The sequence below is a fragment of the Calditrichota bacterium genome, from assembly GCA_014359355.1.
Taxonomy (GTDB): Bacteria; Zhuqueibacterota; Zhuqueibacteria; order JANLFK01; family Oleimicrobiaceae; genus Oleimicrobium.
This window is the reverse complement of the sequence record JACIZP010000030.1, coordinates 1-17,669: the sequence shown is the minus strand read 5'-3', so window position 1 is coordinate 17,669 and position 17,669 is coordinate 1. Positions and strand designations below refer to the sequence as shown.

14 protein-coding genes are annotated in these 17,669 nt (G+C 60.9%); all 14 read right to left on the bottom strand.

The genetic code is table 11. The annotated features are described in order from the left end of the window. On the bottom strand, positions 1–1,475 hold a 1,475-nt coding region (locus tag H5U38_01395), incomplete at its 3' end, for a hypothetical protein (GenBank protein MBC7185668.1). A 46-nt stretch (positions 1,476–1,521) separates the two neighbouring features. Next, a complete protein-coding gene (locus H5U38_01390; protein MBC7185667.1) occupies positions 1,522–2,829 on the bottom strand; it encodes an O-antigen ligase family protein in 1,308 nt (435 codons plus the stop codon). 21 nt (positions 2,830–2,850) lie between these two features. Next, positions 2,851–4,626, bottom strand: coding sequence for a glycosyltransferase family 39 protein (locus H5U38_01385; GenBank protein ID MBC7185666.1), 1,776 nt, complete (start codon positions 4,624–4,626; stop codon positions 2,851–2,853). Further along, complete coding sequence (locus H5U38_01380) at positions 4,623–5,840, bottom strand: glycosyltransferase family 39 protein (protein MBC7185665.1); 1,218 nt, start codon at positions 5,838–5,840, stop codon at positions 4,623–4,625. The genes H5U38_01385 and H5U38_01380 overlap by 4 nt, the downstream gene beginning before the upstream one ends. A 1-nt stretch (position 5,841) precedes the next feature. Next, positions 5,842–6,237, bottom strand: coding sequence for a DUF2304 domain-containing protein (locus H5U38_01375; protein MBC7185664.1), 396 nt, complete (start codon positions 6,235–6,237; stop codon positions 5,842–5,844). Next, complete coding sequence (locus H5U38_01370) at positions 6,234–6,971, bottom strand: glycosyltransferase family 2 protein (protein MBC7185663.1); 738 nt, start codon at positions 6,969–6,971, stop codon at positions 6,234–6,236. The genes H5U38_01375 and H5U38_01370 overlap by 4 nt, the downstream gene beginning before the upstream one ends. A gap of 3 nt (positions 6,972–6,974) precedes the next feature. Then, positions 6,975–8,120 (bottom strand): glycosyltransferase, encoded by a 1,146-nt coding sequence (locus tag H5U38_01365; GenBank protein ID MBC7185662.1) that lies wholly within the window; start codon positions 8,118–8,120, stop codon positions 6,975–6,977. A 13-nt stretch (positions 8,121–8,133) separates the two neighbouring features. After that, positions 8,134–10,065: a glycosyltransferase family 39 protein gene (locus tag H5U38_01360; protein ID MBC7185661.1), complete on the bottom strand. Its 1,932-nt coding sequence runs from the start codon at positions 10,063–10,065 to the stop codon at positions 8,134–8,136. Between the two features lie 49 nt (positions 10,066–10,114). Next, entirely contained in the window at positions 10,115–11,620 is a 1,506-nt protein-coding gene (locus tag H5U38_01355) for a glycosyltransferase family 39 protein (GenBank protein MBC7185660.1), read from the bottom strand. Positions 11,621–11,657: 37 nt separating this feature from the next. After that, positions 11,658–13,115 carry an FAD-dependent oxidoreductase gene (locus H5U38_01350; protein ID MBC7185659.1) on the bottom strand — a complete coding sequence of 486 codons (1,458 nt, stop codon included), beginning with the start codon at positions 13,113–13,115 and terminating at the stop codon, positions 11,658–11,660. Positions 13,116–13,118: 3 nt separating this feature from the next. Then, on the bottom strand, positions 13,119–14,018 hold the full coding sequence (locus H5U38_01345; protein ID MBC7185658.1) for a class I SAM-dependent methyltransferase: 900 nt from the start codon (positions 14,016–14,018) through the stop codon (positions 13,119–13,121). Positions 14,019–14,051: 33 nt separating this feature from the next. Next, positions 14,052–16,004, bottom strand: a complete 1,953-nt coding sequence (gene asnB / locus H5U38_01340; protein ID MBC7185657.1) for an asparagine synthase (glutamine-hydrolyzing) — start codon at positions 16,002–16,004, stop codon at positions 14,052–14,054. A 40-nt stretch (positions 16,005–16,044) separates the two neighbouring features. Continuing rightward, positions 16,045–17,022 carry a glycosyltransferase family 2 protein gene (locus H5U38_01335; GenBank protein ID MBC7185656.1) on the bottom strand — a complete coding sequence of 326 codons (978 nt, stop codon included), beginning with the start codon at positions 17,020–17,022 and terminating at the stop codon, positions 16,045–16,047. Positions 17,023–17,042: 20 nt separating this feature from the next. After that, positions 17,043–17,669: hypothetical protein (locus H5U38_01330; protein MBC7185655.1), on the bottom strand; the 627-nt coding region annotated here is incomplete at its 5' end.

The following is a 17,669-nucleotide window of genomic DNA, read 5'->3' as shown; positions in this document are numbered from 1 at the left end:
CAGTCGAACGTAATGGTCATGAACTTGGCAGGAAAGTCGTTGCGGCCTACGTTCCTGTAGCACAAATGGGCCTCCTCGGCAAGGGTCGCCGGCGCAAATGGCATGAACTCCGTGCGACGCAGGCGATGGTTGAGCCAATCGTTCACGGTTGGATCAGTGGCCTGATACAGGATCGAACGATTGCCCAGGGCGCGCGGCCCGTATTCCATCCTGCCGTTGAAACGCGCCACCACTTTCCCTTGCGCCAAGAGATCGGCGATCACCGATTCGATGTCTTCATGGAACGTGTACTTCAGTCCCGCCTTTTTGATTTCCGCTAAAATTTGCTCCTCAGTGAACTCCGGCCCCAGGTACACGTCCTGAAGCTGGGGAATGCTGTCCAGCTCCGGGAAGCCGAGGTGTTGGTAGTACGAATAGAGGGCAGCCCCGGCGCACAGGCCACCGTCACCCATTGCCGGGAAGATGAACACCGACTGGGCATTGGGAAGCTCGGCCACCTTCTGGTTGATGCGCACATTGGCAAACACCCCGCCTGCCAAGCAGACGTCGATCGGGCCTGTCTCTTGCAGAACTGCGTCCACGTACTGGCTGACCAGGCGCTCGCTTATGCCCTGCACCCCTGCTGCGATCTGTTCCGGCGGGTAGGTCAGCAGTTCCGGCGGCACCGCCTTTTTGAACTTGACATAGTTGCTGCGATGAGGATAAGCGTGCTGGTAGAGGCGCTCCGCTAACAGATAGCGAAACTCGTTGTCGTTCAGCGCGAACAGTTGTTCGAATATGTGCTTGGTCGTCTCGTAGGTGCCATGAGCCGCCAAGCCGGTGATCTTGCCCTCGTGGCGCATGGGCTTGAAGCCTAAGAGCCAGGTAATGAAGTTGTAGAACAGGCCGATGGAGTGATAGCTGGGCACTTCCTTTAGAAGGCGCAGCCGGCCATTTTCGCCTAAGTAGACCTTGCCGCAGAGGCCGTCCCCCTGCCCGTCCAAGGTGACAATGAGCGCCCGGGTGCGCCCGGAGGCGTAGTAGGCAGAGGCCGCATGCGCCGTGTGGTGGTCCATAAAGTCGATGGGCAGCCCGTCCAATCCCACTTCGCGGAGGAGCCCCTTCAGCTTTCTGATGCGCCGCGCGTTGTAGAAATAGGGATAGAAGAGAAAGTATCGATCCCAGCGCACCGACTTGCTGACTAATGACGCCAACAGCCAGCGCGGGTTCTTGTGCCGCAGGAGGTCCTTGAGCACATAAGCCATCAGCTCGCGTGGCGGAGCTATGGCCGCGGCGATGCGATCGATGTTGCTCCGGTCAGAATTGGTCAGACGCAAGCACTCGCGCAGACTCAGGCGCACTGGGCCGTCTTTCGAATTGCCATTGTGCAACTTGATCCGCGACAGCCGTTCTTCCTCGATGGCACAGATTATCTTCCCATCCTCGATGATGGCGGTCCCGCAGTTGTGGTCGTCAAAGATGCCGAGAATTCTCATCCCTACTCTCCGTTCCTTCCTATGCGTCGCCCTGCCGTGCTAATAGTCACAAGACCGTTCCCCCTTTGCCACCCAAAGCTGGGGGTGGACCTCCCACCTCACCTTTGCGCCGGAGGAGCTGCATGGCCAACAAGCGGCGCATGCGGCGCTCATCCCCGTACGCAATCTTGCCCAAGGCGAGGCTTATGCCAAAGAGCAGCCACACATGGTTCTTCACCCAGACAATCCGGTAGTCGGGCGAAGGGAGCAATGCGATGGTGAGGCCGACCATGGCCGTCATAATTCCGGTTCCCACATTGGCCACAAAAGGATCATTCCAGCGTGCCAGTCGCCACGTAAACGTGAGCATCATGCCCAGCACGAGGAGGAAGAGCACCAGGCCGGGAACACCCGCCTCCGCAGCCACCAGCAGGTAGGAGCAATGCACAAACTTGTCGCCCATGATCTCCTCGCCCGCATGCAGCTTGTAGTTTTCCAGCCCCACTCCCACTGCCGGATGTTGCCTGATGATGCGCAGCGCGTCTTTGGCCAAGTACATTCGGCTGGAGGTCTTTTGCCCCACAAGTTCCTCCTCGGCGCCGGTGAAGCGCGACGTGAGGATTGACCGGTACTTGTAGCCGCCAGCAATCCCCACTGCGGCAAGGAGCACCCAGACGGCGATGGTCCGGCGCGAGACGATGCGCTTCTTCCGCACGTCCCACAGAAAGAAAAGAATCATGGACAGAGCGAAACCGAGCCAGCAGGCGCGTCCCTGCGAGGCGAAAAGCGCCGCCACGCCGACCAGAAACGCGGCGAGGAAGAACCACCGGTACTTGCCCCGGCCGAAAGCTGCCATGCGATAGGCAAGGGGGCTGAGCATCATGGCATACATGGCCAGCACATTGGGATGCCCCAGTGTGCCGCCGGCGCGCCACGACCTACCCCCTTCACCCAGAAAGCCCAGGCCCACGTAGCCGAACCTGAACTGCAGCACCGCCACCGTTCCCTGAAAGAGCAGCCCTGCACTCACACCAGCCAGAAGGGCCTCCATGTCCTTGCGCGTGTTCACAAACAGGAGCACGGCCAGACAGATGAGGAGTGCCCGGACGTTGGTGATCATGCTGGCCACGGCAGCCTGTTTGTCCACTGCTCCCGGTATGGCAACCACCGGCCAGAGGAGAAAGACCGCCATCACGGGAAGAATGCGCCTTATCTCCGGACTCAGCGGGCGCCGATTGTGGCCGAGCACAAAGAGCAGCACGAGGGGGATATCCAGGATGAGAATGGCCTCCGTGTTGAGCGGGGCCACCCACAATCCTTGCGTGACAGTGCCACAAAAGGCCAGGAGGAAGTAGAGGACCCTAATCTGGTTCATGACCGCGATCACCAACGCCTGTCATCGCAACCCCACGTCATGCTGTCCCGCCTCTGCACGCCCATGCGAGGCCTGGCCGAAGTGTCGCCCTGCAGCAGCCCCAGGGAGCCTATACACCACTATCGTTGGGAAGAGGTTCGCCCAGGTATGTTCCGGCGCGAACCTCGCCACCTTCTCTGCTTCGTGCTCCAGCCAGGAGTAAAAGGCTCTCCTGTGTCCCACCAAACGCGGGAAGCTCTTCTCTGAAAGGGCCAGATAGAAGCTGCCACGCGTGAACGAATCCTCAACGAAGTACTCTGCCCCCCTGCTGGCCAGGTAGTCCTGCACCGGAAGAAGACTATCCGGTTCACCCCGGTAGCCAAAGGAAAGCCGCGTTTGGCTGTCCACTATCTGGTAGGTGCAACGGTAGTGACCTGACCGCACGCGCAGAGTGGCCTTGGGGTCGTCTTGGTCCAAAAGCGGCGGCCCATATTTCTCTACGGCGATCACCGTCCCGGCCGGCACGTGCTCTTCGATCCAGGCCTTGGCCAGAGTGCGCGGGTCGGGACTCCGCATGACAAGGGCCCAGCGCAGATCTTTGTAGAGCTCCGGCGCCACAGCGCTGGCCACGATGACCGCCCAGGCAAAGTCGCGCCACTTGGACTGCATGCGCACCTGGGCCATCAACCCGTCCACAAGGGCCGCGGCTGCAAGTGTGAAGAACGGCACCAAAGGGAGAAACTGGCGCATGGTCTTGTAGTTGACCAAACCAATCAACAGGTAGTAAGGCACCACGAATGAAATGAGCAGCAGATTCGTGCGGGTCGGGCGCAGCAAGAGGCGCAGCATGCCAATGAGGCCGAGCACCATGAGCACCGGACCGATGGCCGCAGGCACCGAGTTGTGGCTGAACACCCCGTAGCCTGGCGAAAGCCCACCGGTAAAATAGGCGAAAAACCCTCCCCCAACGCCTACTTTGCCCTGGGCCTGCAGGTCGCTGTAGGTGAAGAAGCCTCGCAGAAATCGTTGCGGATCGGCCACGACCAAAGGGCAGCCCATCACGAAACCCACGGCGACAGAAGCCAGACCCACGTAGAGGGCCGGATCCCGAACTGCAGCAGCGAAACCTCTTCCCTCTTTGTTCCCGCGCATGAGCAAAGCCAGCACGAAGGGCACCGCCACCAAACCGACGTTGTACTTGGTGGCTGCAGCCAAGCCGGTGAGCAACCCACCTGCAACCACCTCTGGCCATCTACCTCGCTGTGCCACGAGCACCGCGCCCAAGAAGGCAGCGGTCGCCATGAAGGTCGCCGGCACGTCCACGGTCACGTAGTGGGAATTGCGGACATGCAAGAAAACCGTCGCACAAAATGCTGCGGCGAGCAGGCCGACTCGCCGGTTGTAGGCCCGGGCCCCCAAGGAATAGACAAGTAAGACGGTAGCGGTGCCAAGCATGGCCGTCACCACCCTGCCGATGAGGTGAAAGGTGAAGGTGTTGACGTAGTAAAACTCCTTGAACGCCGTCGCCGTCCTAAAGACGCCCAAAGCCACCCCTACGGCCCCGTACCCGCCGTACACGAGCGCCAGCAGATAGGTGTACAAAGGAGGATAGGAGCCTAAGCCGAAAAGGCCCTCCGTGCTCCGTCCCCCAGGCTCCAGCAACCGTCCTGCCTGTACGACGAGCTTGATCTCATCGGGATGATAGCGGAATGGCTTGCCGAACTGAATGCCGAGGAGACGCAGACCCAAGGCGACCACCAGGATCGCCATCAGCAGCCAATTGCCGCCCGCAAAGTTTTTGACAAGGCGCTCTTTCATGTTCCATTATCATCCGGCCGCAAAAAAGGGGCAGCCAAAGCCCTTCGCTCTCCGGGCCTCATTCTCCCCCATACGCACCACCAACCGACGCTTGCCAAAATGATGAGGTAGGGCTCAACCGGCAAGCGATAGCGCACGTGGGTGAGGAAGAATGAGTAGCTACAGGCGAAAGTGAGCACCACGAGCAGGAGAGGGACGACATCTCTCACTCGCCTACGGCAGCACCAGACTCCGACTAACGCCAGGCAGAGCACCGGACCGGCGGCCAGAACGCTCACCACGTTTGCCCAACGGGTCGTGAACTCATTGCGGCTCTGCAAGCGTCCTAACGATGGCGTCCAGAAGTGCGCGAACTCTTGCAGGTACCGCAGCGCAAAGCGTCCGGTGGTCACTTTGCCGTGAAGCCATTGGGAAACCAACGGTTCATCTTTCTGAGCAAATCGCTCGTCGAGGACCATGGTGGCGTGCGCACGCACCGGAGCTATCTTGCCGAACACTCGGTAGTTCCTGAGGCTCCATGGGAGCAATACTACCGCGGTTACCACGACCAGAAGGGCCACATGCCCAAAACGGCGCTTCGCGCCCACGGGTGCGAAGAGCAACCCCCACAGCGCCAGCACCGGCAAGAGCGACACGGCAATCCCCTTGGCAAGGGCGGCCAGCCCTAAGAGGACGGCCATGCCGAAGACGTATCCCGTCTTGGCCGAACGGGAGTACTTTACCACGTACCACATGCCCCCCGCCAAGAGCAGCGTGAAGAGCTGCTCCGGATAGAGCAAATTGCTGACAAAAATCAGGTGCGGGTAGATGGCACACACGAAGCCGGCCAGTGCCGCTGCCTTTCGGTCAAAAAGCTGCGCTGCCAGGAAAAAAACCAGCACGCAGGTTAGCGCCCCAAGCACTGCCTGCACTATGCGCACGGCCGAAAACCATCGCCCGAATAGCGCATAGTTGCCAGCCAGAAACAACGGGTAAAGAGGCTCCAAGCTGTACGCGGTCGTGCCGAAGAACGGTCGTTCGTAGCGAAATCCTTCGCCGCGAAGCAGGCTGCGCGCAGCGGCGTCGTAGTGAACTGTGTCGTAAAAGTACCAGCGTTCCTCCAGCGTCAGCGCAAAACCGGCCCTGACCATGAACGCTAAGGCGCCCACCAGAACTGCAACCTTCCACGGTGCGCGCAGACTCTGCCGCACCCAGGTCAGCAGGCCGGTGTACACGCTATGCCTCTCCCTCTGCGCCGCCTCTGGCCGAAGCGCCTTGTCCCACGATCTCTCGCAGGCATGCCAACTCTTCCCGCAGCAGCCCCACTTCTTGGGCAAGCACCTTGTTCTGCTCGCTCAGGCCGGAGATGACGATGGTAAAGTGCACAAACAGGACCACGCCGCAGCCAAGAGCCACAATGAACAGCGCCGACGGGGCATAGTAGACGCCCATGAGGGCGGCAGCCTTATCCAACAGGCCACGCCAGATGGACAGAATTACCATGACCAGCGCCGAACCGAACCAAAGCAAGGAATACCGCTCCAGCAGCTTGCGCTTCCTAATCAATTCGAAGATGAAGCCTGCGATGAGCAGGCTTCCCGCGATGGCGATTATCTGAATGCGCATGTTCATGGCACCTGCTCCCCTCGCTGCGGTGAATAACGAAACAAATCCACCACCACTGCCAACAGCACCTTGATCATGAAGTACATCGCCTGAAACGAATCGATGGAGGAGCGACCGTGCAGACGTTGATTCATGTTGACAGCCACCTCCATCAACCGGAAGCCGGAGCGGCCAAGAAGCACCACCGCTTCAGGTTCCGGGTAGTCTGCAGGGTAGTCACGCGCCAGGAACAAGATGGCCCGCCGATTGAAGGCGCGGAAGCCAGAAGTGTTGTCGGCCACCCTCTGCCTGATGATGAGCGAATTGACCAGCGCGAAGATGACCATGCCCACCCGCCGCATGAAAGGAGCTCTGTAAGTAACGGCTCCCTTATAGCGCGAGCCGATGACCACATCCGCCTCGCCCGACAACACGGGCTCCAGCAGCTTGTCGATCTCGCGCACGTCGTGCTGACCGTCCCCGTCCACTTGCACGGCAATGTCATAGCCATGCCGCTGCGCATACTTGAACCCGGTCTGCACCGCGCCCCCGATGCCCAGGTTGAACGGCAAGCTAATGACGCGTGCCCCTTGGGCCCGAGCTACTGCCGCGGTGTTGTCAGTGGAGCCGTCGTCCACCACCAGCACGTCGATGGCACGGGGGTGAGCGCGCAATTGCGCCACCACGCGCCCCACGTTGCGCTCTTCGTTCAGCGCCGGCACAATGGCCAGGATGCGCGGCGTCTCGTTCCCGGTGCTCATCGCTTACACCTCCGCTGCCGAGCGAACCGCCACGCGGTGGCGCACGAAGGCATTCCCATCCACCAATGCCCGGAAGAGCCGCTCATAGCTCCGCGTCACGGCGTCCCAACTGTAACAGGCCCGGGCACGTTGCAGGACCTTATGGCGGTATTCCTCCACCACCTGCGGGTGATCGACCAGGTACTGCAGCTTGCCCACCAGGTCGTCGGAAGGCCGCGCCGCGAAGAAGATGCCGGCATCGCCCAAGACCTCGCGATGTTCAGGCACATCCAAGGCCACTACGCAGTTCCCAAACCCCATGCCTTCCAAAAGAGCTGGGTGAGTGCCTCCGACTTCGGTAGCTTGAATGTAGAGATAGGCGTGCGACTGCAGTTCCTTGTAACCCTGCCCAAACACATACCCAGTGAAAATAATGCGCGGGTCGCGCGTAGCACGCAGGCGGCGGATGTACTCCTGGCTGTACGGAGCGTCACCGACAATGAGCAGCGGCATGTCCGTGCGCACCTTCTCAAACGCCTCGATCACCAGGTGGGCATTGTTCTCTGGCTCCAGGCGACTCACGTACAGCAGATAGCGGCGTGGCTCGACGCCAAATCGCTGCAGTGCTTCCTTGCTCAGCACGCGCTCCTCCGGCACTCCATAGGGAATATACGTGGAGGCCTTCCCAAACCGGCTCAGATAGTATCGCTGAATACTGCGCGCATCCGTGACAATGGCGTTGGGGAGGATCGTCGCTAATACCTCCGAGACGCGATAAAAGGCTTTCCCCAGCCAGTTCCATTTCTTCCTTTTCCACTCCAACCCGTCGACGTTGACCACCACCTTCTTCCCTGTCAGGCGCGGGATGAAGGAAAAGAGGCTGTTGGCGCTGTTGCAAATCAAAACCACATCATACGGGGTGAAGAAACTTGCCAGGACGCAGACCAATGTGTGGAACACCGTGTCGAGGTACTTGTGGCGGATGGTCGGCAGCACGCGCAGCCTCACCCCTTTGTAGAACGGGTGAGGATAGTCCACGTTGTTGGAACGGCCGAACACGGTGACCTCGTGCCCCAACTTGACCAAGCGCGGGGCCATCTCTTCGGCAAAAGTCTCGAACCCGCCGTAGTTGGCCGGAATCCCCCGTATGCCCATGATCGCGATCTTCATTCGTCCTGCTGTCTCATCGAGAAGAACCGTTCGTCCTTGGCGCGGCTGCCGGCTTGCCATCGTCGCGCAGCCTGTAGATTTCCACCGGATGCGGTGAACCACCTACCGTCGCCGCTTTCGCATACAGCGCACTCAATTTACTTGCAAGTAATTCGCGGTGCGGACTGGTGCGCTTCTCGGTGTAGCCATCCATGACGATGAAGCGCGGTGGCGTCTCCGTGAGGGCGCGTTGCATCACCGAATCTGGGACGTACAGGAGCCCCAAGGTATGTGTGATGTCCAGAAAGCAGTCCAGTCCCGCCTGAAAGGTCCAAATCTGTCCCCCCGAAAGCACCACGTCGCCAGGCCTTGCCTCTGCGACCAGGAGCTGAGTCGCTTTCGTCACCGTACCCGGCGACCATACTCCCTCGTAGCTTGGCCCTATTTTCTGACCTTGTTTGCCCACCGAGTAGAGAAAGGCAAAGAGAACCAGAGTGAGCCCCACAAGGCGAAAGAGATGCTCCCCACTTCCTGAAGAAGAGCGCCGGCAAACCAGGCAGACCGCACCAACCCAAAGCGCAATCGCCACCGCTGTGCGCACCAGCGGGCCTATGCCGAACGGTGGACGAACCCTCAGGAGCGAAGTCACCCACACCGCCACAAGAGCCAGGCCAATGGAAAGCATGCCAATGCGGACTCCCCCTGGCCTGCCCTTGCTCCACAGAGCCACTGCCAGCACCGCGCCCGCCAAAAAGTAGACTCCCGCGCCTGGGAAGTGCTGCCATGTGGCGTGCTGCACGGCATAGACCCCCACCAGCAGCAGGACAACGAAAAGGAACAGCCCCCCTCGTTTCATGGGCAACAGCTTGCCAAGGCTGAAGGCAAAAAGGAGCGCCAGCGGCGGGAGCATCTCCAGCAGATAACGAGCAAAAACCACCTGCTCCACCGCCGCAAAGCGCACAGCGTACATGGCGACCACCACGCCCAGCCAGAGCAGCAGAAGCGCCATTGTGTTCGAAGAACGGGAATCTGCAGAGCGCCGCCACGCAAGAGGCACCGCCAGGATTGCCCCCACAAAGCCGAAAAGCCCAAAGGCAAAAATCTCGTGGACGTACGTCTCGATGTCGTCCAGGGCTTGCACCGCGCCAATGGCTTCAGAGGTGGTAGGGGTCATAGAATAGGGCCCCGGTGCAATACGCGACAACACCACATCCAATGGGTTGAGGCGCGAAAAGACCAACTCTCGCATGCTGAGATAACGCGCGTAGTAGGCCCAGACCGCCGCACCCACAATCAGGTAGCCGAGCACCAGAGCGCCGATTATCGTGGCCTTCCTGCGAAACGGAGAACGGTGCGCAAAGAGCGAGTAGAGGACCAGCACCGCCATCACCCATACTGCGGTCTCGCGGGTGAAGTACGCCGCAGCTGCCGCCATGCCCGCAGCGAGCGCGTACCCCAGGCCCGTGCGCCTTTCCCAGGCCAGGAGGAGCAGCAGTGCACTGGCACACGCCAACAACACCGCGAGCGTCTCAGTGATGACCGATAGCGACCACACCACCGAAAAAGGAAACAGGAGAAAGACGGCAGTTCCTGCCAACGCCGACTCCCGCTCAAAGAGACGCCTGCCTATCGCATACACCAGGAGACCGGTGCCCACGTTGCAGGAGAGCAGCATTATGCGGGCTGCGGTGAGAGAAGGACTAATGAGCTTGAAGAGCGCGGCAAGGAGCCACAAGAAAAGAGGCTGGCGCGCGGCAAAGTCAACGATCGGGACTTTGCCGTCCAGAATTAGGCGGGCGTCCATGAGGTAGGAGCCCTCGTCCGGGCCCACCCAGCGGAATGGCAAGAAAGCCAGCCGGAAGACGAGCGCAAGCAAGAGCAGCCCGCCCACGACAAGCACGGGGTGTGGCGTCCGCAGGCCGAATCGAGCAAATCCCGCGGCCGGTTTTACGCTCTGACGATGCACGTCTTGTGGTCGCTTCCTCCACTATTGAGCTCCGGCGGAGAGCCCACACTTAGTCGCCGACGCGATACAAGTACATCTTCCTGCGGCCATAGTCGAAGCAGTAGTAATTGCCGAGCAGGTCGAAAGAACGCACCAGTATCAGTTCGCGGCCGGGCACCGCCACCTCACCCTGTGCCAACAAGTAGGTTGGCCGCGAATTCGAGACAAGCCCGAAGGCGAATCGCATCCGGTTCGCCAGCGCCATGGTGGCAGCCACGTCCCCGCAAAGGATCGCCGACTTGCCCTCAGCTCCTCCGTGGCGCCGAACTTCCTCGGCGATTTGCGCTGCCACCGTGCGCATCGTGTACTGCGGCTCCTTGAGATAGTACCCAAGCCGCCCGAGGTTCCAGCCATTGGCCAGGACAATGAGCAGCACGACGACGCTGTACACCCATGCGCCTCTTCGGGTCGGAAAGAGCGCTCGCACATTGGCCGGCAGCGTGGCCACCAGGTAAGTGGTCGGCACTACCAAGACGACAAAGTAGCGCGGCATTTGATGGACAAAAAATCCCAAGAACAGGTAGCATGCGGCAAACAGCGCCAGCATCACCCGGTCGGTCAGGCGCAGAACGCCGGAACGCGCGGAATGGAAGGCCATGAGCACCACGTTGAGGTACGCTAACACCAGAAGCGGCGCGTTCTTCCTGACTACCGGATTGTTGAAGAACTTGACATAGTTCCGCAGAATAGTGCGCAAATGAATGACTATGCGGTCGGTGACCAAGTGCGAGGGCGTCAGTTCCTGATAGCCGGCTGCCGCTAACGAAAGACCGATTCGCGCGATAGCGACGAGTGCACCCGCCACCACGAAGGTCACCACCATTCCTTGGAGGAGCCTCCGCCGGCCATTCTGCTCCATCAGGAGCTGGAGAACAAACAGCAGCACCAGCGCCGTTCCGTAAAGTGCCGCACTCGGCTTCGTCAGGACGGCCAGAGCAAGCAGCACCCCCGCCCCCGCGAACAGCCAGAGCATCTTCCGCCCGCCCCGAAGAGAAAGGCCCTGGTGCACCACCACCAGACTGGCCAGGCCGAAGGCAGTCATGGGCAAGTCCAATAGGGCTAATCGCCCGTACACGAAGAAGTAGTAGTTGGTGCCCAGAAGGAACACGGCAATGGCAAGCGTCAGCCAGCGCTCAAGTGGGGCGGACGGCGGCCCCTCCTTAGCGCGCCGCCTTACTATCGCCAGCAGCAACACCATGGTGAGCACTGAGAGGAAAGTAGCTGGCAGGCGCGCCGCGGCCAGCGATAAGCCTGCCACCTTGAACACCGCGTACTGCACCGTTGGCATCACTGGCATGAGCAGAATATGATTGTTGCGGTCGCACAGCCAGTGACCGGTCACCGCCTTGTTGACCGCATTACACGAATTGTAGCCCTCGTCCGTGTAGAAAACCCTTGACCGCGAGAGCGAAGTATCGGGATCGGCCTCAAGGTGCACGAATCGGAGAGCACTGAGGCCAACGCCCAGCACCACGGTGACGATTGCGAGAAGACATGTGGCAAAGTCGCGACGCATGCTAACCAGAGGTGTCCTCACGTTGCTTGCACAGAATTCAATCTTCGACTACGTGTTTGGCGAATGCCTCCCTGTGCAGTTGCCAGCTTCGCTCATCCCAGCTCAGGTCGTCCCCGAGGCAATCGGCTGCCCGGTAGGCCATCTCCAGCGTGTGGTGCGTATTGTCGTGCGCGAACAGCCCCTGCCTTCCCAAAGAGATGACGCGCGGCACCGTAGCCAGGTGTCGTTCCACTGCCGCCAGCCGCTCCGCGAACCCAAGGTCGTACACCGGGTAAGCGTGGGAGACGCGTCGGGTGAAGGTGGCGACGATGGGCGCCCTCACGGGCAACCCCGCACGGTCCAGGTCCAAGAGGAGTCTGCTGGCGAGCTCCTGATCCGACATCTGCCAAACCGCATCGCCGAATGTGCAGGGGATCTCGGCGCACAGGCCGGTGAGCTCCCGAGGCTCAGATGCGCCGCTGTAGTTCTTGGGCTCAGAAAGCCGCGAAGCAAGCACCTTCTCCCCGGGCAGATAATGTGCGTCATATGGTGAAAACCGCTCAGCGCGAAGCACCAGGTAGAGGAGGAGCATGCTCCGGTAGCGCAGCCCTTCGGCCTGGCGACGAACCTCCGGCGGTGCCTGCGGCCGAAGGAGCGAAAGTAAGACCGTGACCGGGATCGTCGAAAAGACGAAATCTACTTCCAACTCCCGCTGTGGCACGCCTTGCGTGGGCGCAAATTCCACCTGCACTTTCCCCCGCATGTTGTCCACGGGCCTCAGCGAAGCAACCTGGGCATTGAGCATGACCCTGCCGCCAAGCCGCTGCACCTCCGCGGCCAGTGCCTGGCTGATCTGGCCGTAGCCTTTCCGCGGGTAGTAGAACCGGCCAGCTCCTGGGCGCCGCAGACCAGGCAGAAGGCTGAGCGCCTTCTTGACCAGCTTTCCCGTGTTGCTGGCGGCCACCCGCCGCTGCGCCTGCACTGCATCGATTTCCTCCGGCTCCAAGCCCCACAGTTTCCGCGCATACGGGAAGTAAAACGAACGGCACATGGTCGGCCCCAGACCACGCAGGAGTACCTCGGCGAACGTGCCTTCCTGCCGAAGCCGCCACTTTCTCCACGGAGCCAGCACCACATCGCGGAGAAAACCTCCAACAAATGCCGGGGGAAGGTGCAACATCAAGTCCACCGGCTGCAAGGGGAACTTTACAAAGCGCCCCTGCAGCAGGATGCGGCCATTGCGCGGCCGATCGAGAAGGTCGTCTCCCAGCAGACCGCGTATGTCGGCAAGAATCTCCGGCGAGGTAGCCGGGTGCAAGCGGTGGCTGCCATAGTCGAAGTGGAGGCCGTGGGACTCGAAGCTACCTGCAAGGCCACCGACCTGTGCTGCCTGCTCGACGACCACGACCTCCGCCGCGAGCGTAGGCCGGCGCAGGAGCCGCAGGGCGAGCCCCAACCCGGCGGGCCCGGCGCCGAGAATCGCCACTCGCCTCTTCGCGGATTGCGACGTCACCATCGTTCACTCAATGACACGGACGATACCTTCTTCCACCGCATAGAAATGACCGCACGCAGGACACGTCACTGCTTCCGGCTCCTGAACCATGGGCGAGGCTTCGCATCGGAGGCATTTGAACTGCGGCTCTCGCCGCAGAGTGCCGTGCCGTTCCCCCGGCTTGCGGAAGTGGAACACATTGGCATAGCCGAGAAAAAAGCGCCTGTACCCCTGGTAGTCCAGCCCTTCTACCATGCCCCATCGGCGCACCTCTCGCACAGAATGGAACGTGGCACGGGGTGTCCACAGCGCGTCCCCGACCAGATTGCGCAGCTCTGTCGAGTTCAGGCTTTGGCCAAGATGCAGTTTGACCAGCGGCTGCATCAGGCTCACCATCCATTCTGGCACACTGGTCAAGGCTACGTGCTTGCGCACCGGAGCAAAGCCGTTGTACACCAAATTGTAGAAACTCCACTTGTTGTACAGGAACACCACAATACTCCCGCCCGGTGCCGTCACCCTGGCCACCTCGTGGAACCCCAGTCGGCAGTCAGGCGTATGGTGAAGCACCCCAATGGAAATGGTATGGTCAAAACTCGCGTCGGCAAAGGGCAGTTGCAGGGCGTTGCCGTGTACGACCACAGCTTCAGGGTTATTGACTCTACACCGGCGCAGCGACTGCAGGCTCACATCCAAGCAGACCAGGCGTCCGCCGCGGTCGATGAGCCCGCGACTTATTTCGCCGACGCTTGAACCAACGTCTGCGATCAGCGCGTCCTGCACCTCCGCATCCGGCAGAAAGGTGGCAAGAAAGGCACGCCACCACCTCACGCGCGGACTGCCACCCTCGATGAAATGGTGAGCATCGTAATGGCGGCGGGTCGCCGCCACCATCTGGCCAGCCTCATCCGGTAGCTGTGCCATGCTCTCCTCCCCAGCGCTTGTGCTCCTCCCTCGCTAAGCAACAGGGGGCCGCGCTGGACGCGGCTCCCTCAGGTACGAACGGAAGTCCCTCCTCGTGATGTACGCCTCGTGCCAGAGCAGATAGTTGAGCAGCCCCCAGAGAAAACGACCATGATCCACACGCTTAGCAAGATGCTCCTGCCAAAGACGGCACACGCCCTCAGGGTTGAACAGGCCTGTGCTTTCCAGGTACGCAGGTGCAAAGTACCGCTCACTCAGGTCGCGAAAATCCTCCCTCAGCCAGCGGGAGTAGGGCATCTCCAAGCCCACCTTCTTCTTGTTCAAAATCACTGGAGGCAACACCCCCCGTAGGGCACGCCGCAACAGGTGCTTCTTGCGCATCCCCTTCAGCTTCAACGCGACGGGCACCGTGGCCAGAAAACGGACCAGCTCGTTGTCCGTGTACGGCACTCTCGCCTCCAGGGAGTGGGCCATGGTCATCCGGTCGTTCTTGATCATCAAGTCATCGGGCAGGTGGAAGCTGTAGTCGATGTACAGCAGCCGGTTCAATTCGTCCTTCGCGCCACAGTGTGCGAAGGCTCGCTGGAAATAGCTGACCGAAGGCGCGAATGCGAATCGCTCCGGATCGCGCAGCACCTGACGCTTGACCTCTTCGGCGAGCACCGCGCGCCATGCAAAGTGCGACGTGGGCGTGTCCATCTCCGCGCCCCACACGAAACGCTTGGCCTTGAAATCGAAGCTGAGCTTCTTGTCGGAGACCGGGAGCCTGTTCACCAATGGGGCAATCACCCCGCGGCGAACCGCAGCCGGCAGCATCCGGTACCAGCGACGCATCTTGTAGGCCAAGTGGGTATCGTACCCGGAGAAGAATTCGTCGCCTCCTTCGCCGGACAGCAACACGGTGACATACTCCTTGGCACATTCGGCAAGAAGGTACGTGGGGATGGCCGAACCGTCGGCGTACGGCTCATCAATGTAGCACAGGTAACGGGGGAGCAGCTCACGCACCCGCGCCGGCGTCACGAGAATCTCGTGGTGGTGGGTGCGCAGGTGTTGCACCACCGTGCGCGCATAGGGCGACTCGTCAAAGCTTTCGTCCTCGAATGCCAGGGAGAAAGTGTGAAAGTCGCTATCCCTTCGCACTTTGGCCATGAGGGCGGTAAGGGCACTGGAGTCCATGCCACCGGAGAGCATCACACCCACTGGTACATCGGCGATGAGCTGGCGCTCCACCGCCGCAGTGAGCAGGCGCAGCGACTCCTGCACCGCCTCCTCTTCCTTCATCTCAGGCCTTACCGCATAGGAGATATCGAAAAAGCGCTCCGTCCGCACCTGTCCGTCCTGGCCAATGGCAAGCACATGTCCGGGCCGCAGCTCGTGAATTCCTGCAAAGGCAGTTAGGCTGTCCGGGACAAAGTCAAAGGAGAGGAAGTGGAACAGACCCTCCAGGCTGGGTTCCGGCTCGAAGCCCGGCGCCATGAGCAGCGCCTTGATCTCCGAGGCGAACCAAAGGGCACCGCGCCATTGCATGTAGAAGAGAGGCTTGATCCCATACGGGTCGCGGGCCAGAAAGAGCTTTCGTGCCCGCCGATCCCACAAGGCGATGGCGAACATGCCGTTCAGCTGCTTGAAGCACTCTTGCCCAAGCTCCTCATAAAGATGCACCACGACCTCGGTGTCAGTGCGGGAGATAAAGCGGTGCCTCTGGTCAAGAGCGTACTGACGACGCAGGTCACGGAAGTTGTAGATCTCGCCGTTGTAGGCAATCCACACGCTGCCATCTTCGTTGCCCATCGGCTGGCGGCCGGCAACGCTCAAGTCGATAATGCTGAGGCGTTGATGGGCCAGGCCGCACGTGCCGTCCCAGTAGCTGCCGTGATCATCAGGGCCGCGGTGCCGGAGGAGTGCCACCATTGGCTGGAGCACCTCCTCGCCTAGGGGCGCGGCCTGGTTATCGTATTTCACCACACCCACAAAGCCGCACATACACCCTCTCGTCGCAGGAGCGTGCCAAGCAAGACCATTACTACGCCCCCTTCCGGCTTCCCTGGGCAAGGTCTTCTACTGCCCGAGATTGATAGTCCGCAGGGATGCGCTGGGCGATCTTGCGCGCCAAGCCATCTGACATCATGCCGATGAGCAATATCTGCAGCCCAAAGAGAAGAAAGACCACTGCCGTCGTGGAGACCACCGGCTCGGTGAGCAGGTGGAAACCGAAACTGCCAGTGCGCATCACGGCAAACACCACGTCCGCGAGCAGTTTGATCACACCCAAAAGGAAACAAAACATGGAGACCGGCACGAAGACCCGCAGCGGATTAAACGACATGGACAGGCGGAGCACCAGGGCCACGAATTCGAAGAAATTCCACGGCACGATCTTGGACTTTCCTTGTCGCTTGAGATAGTCGATGGGCAGATAGTCCACCCGGTAGCCATCGCTGAGCAAGGCCACGGTGATGGTCGTGGTAAAAGAGAAGCGGTCTGGCAAGATCGGGAAATACTGGTTCACGCATTGACTGCGAAAGGCGCGCAGTCCGGAGTTCAGGTCGGGAATTTTCTCGCCGGTGATATGCTCTGCCAAACGCCCGAGCAGCCACTTTCCTGGTCTGCGCAAGAGCGGGATGTGCACGTTGTCGCTCACCCGCGCCCCGACCACCATGTCGGCACTTTGCAGGCGAGTCAGCAACTCGGGGATTGCTCTTGAGGGGTAAGTGCCGTCGGCATCGGTGATCACAATGACCTCGTGGCGAGCTGCGCGGATGCCTGTCTTGAGCGAGGCCCCGTACCCGCGATTCCGCCGGTGTTGGATCACGTGCGCGCCACTGGCCAAGGCTGCCTGTGCGGTGTTGTCGGAAGAGCCATCGTCGACGACGATAATCTCGTGCTCCACCCCGTGGTTCTGCAACACGGCGCGCACCTCTTGCACCACAGCCGCGACGCTCTTCTCCTCGTTGAAGGCAGGTATCACCACCGACACCGGCCCCAGTTGCTCTCCTCCCACAGTCGTTCTCCCAGTGTCTCTCATCGCGGCACCGTTGTCGATGAACCTAGCAGGCTTGCCTCCCCGGCGTGCTCCACCCGGAAGATCCTCAGCCGCTTGTGGTCCGCCGAGATCACTGCCTCCAGGGCAAGGCCCGGAGCCAGCGCATCTCCCTCATCCGAGAACAGGCAGCGCATCAAGTCCACCCGATGCAGCACGTTTCCGTAGACGCGGCGCTCTGCAGCCGCCTGGCTGTCCCACAGCACATAGTCAACACGCTCCTCACGCAGTTCGGCCACAAACTCTGCGCAGTCTGAGGCGGAGAAGGTGAAATAGCCTCGCACTTGCCGTTCGGGGAGGCCCGCATAGTAAGCTAGCGTAAGCGGAAGCAGCGAGACCACGCGAGCATCCTCCGGCACGTGGGCACGCAGCCACTCCCCGGCCAGGCGATAGGGCGCGCGGTAGTGCCGCATCTTCGCCATATCGTTGGCGGTGACGAACACCCCGCCCAAGGGAGCCGCTACAACCAGGAGGCCGAGGACGACCGCCGCGACATCCAGCGGGCGCTGCCGCACAAACAAAGCGCCGAGAAGCCCCGCGGCCGCGAGGAGCACATAGACGATCGCGATTGTGTGACCAAGGCGCCGCGCCGCAACGGCGGTCGCTAC

Bases quoted from the DNA above. Each gene is read 5' to 3' on its own strand.
- H5U38_01390 (MBC7185667.1), bottom strand. From the start codon at position 2,829: ATGAACCAGATTAGGGTCCTCTACTTCCTCCTGGCCTTTTGTGGCACT.
- H5U38_01375 (MBC7185664.1), bottom strand. From the start codon at position 6,237: ATGAACATGCGCATTCAGATAATCGCCATCGCGGGAAGCCTGCTCATC.
- H5U38_01370 (MBC7185663.1), bottom strand. From the start codon at position 6,971: ATGAGCACCGGGAACGAGACGCCGCGCATCCTGGCCATTGTGCCGGCG.
- H5U38_01345 (MBC7185658.1), bottom strand. From the start codon at position 14,018: ATGGCACAGCTACCGGATGAGGCTGGCCAGATGGTGGCGGCGACCCGC.
- H5U38_01385 (MBC7185666.1), bottom strand. From the start codon at position 4,626: ATGAAAGAGCGCCTTGTCAAAAACTTTGCGGGCGGCAATTGGCTGCTG.
- H5U38_01355 (MBC7185660.1), bottom strand. From the start codon at position 11,620: ATGCGTCGCGACTTTGCCACATGTCTTCTCGCAATCGTCACCGTGGTG.
- H5U38_01365 (MBC7185662.1), bottom strand. From the start codon at position 8,120: ATGAAGATCGCGATCATGGGCATACGGGGGATTCCGGCCAACTACGGC.
- asnB (MBC7185657.1), bottom strand. From the start codon at position 16,004: ATGTGCGGCTTTGTGGGTGTGGTGAAATACGATAACCAGGCCGCGCCC.
- H5U38_01350 (MBC7185659.1), bottom strand. From the start codon at position 13,115: ATGGTGACGTCGCAATCCGCGAAGAGGCGAGTGGCGATTCTCGGCGCC.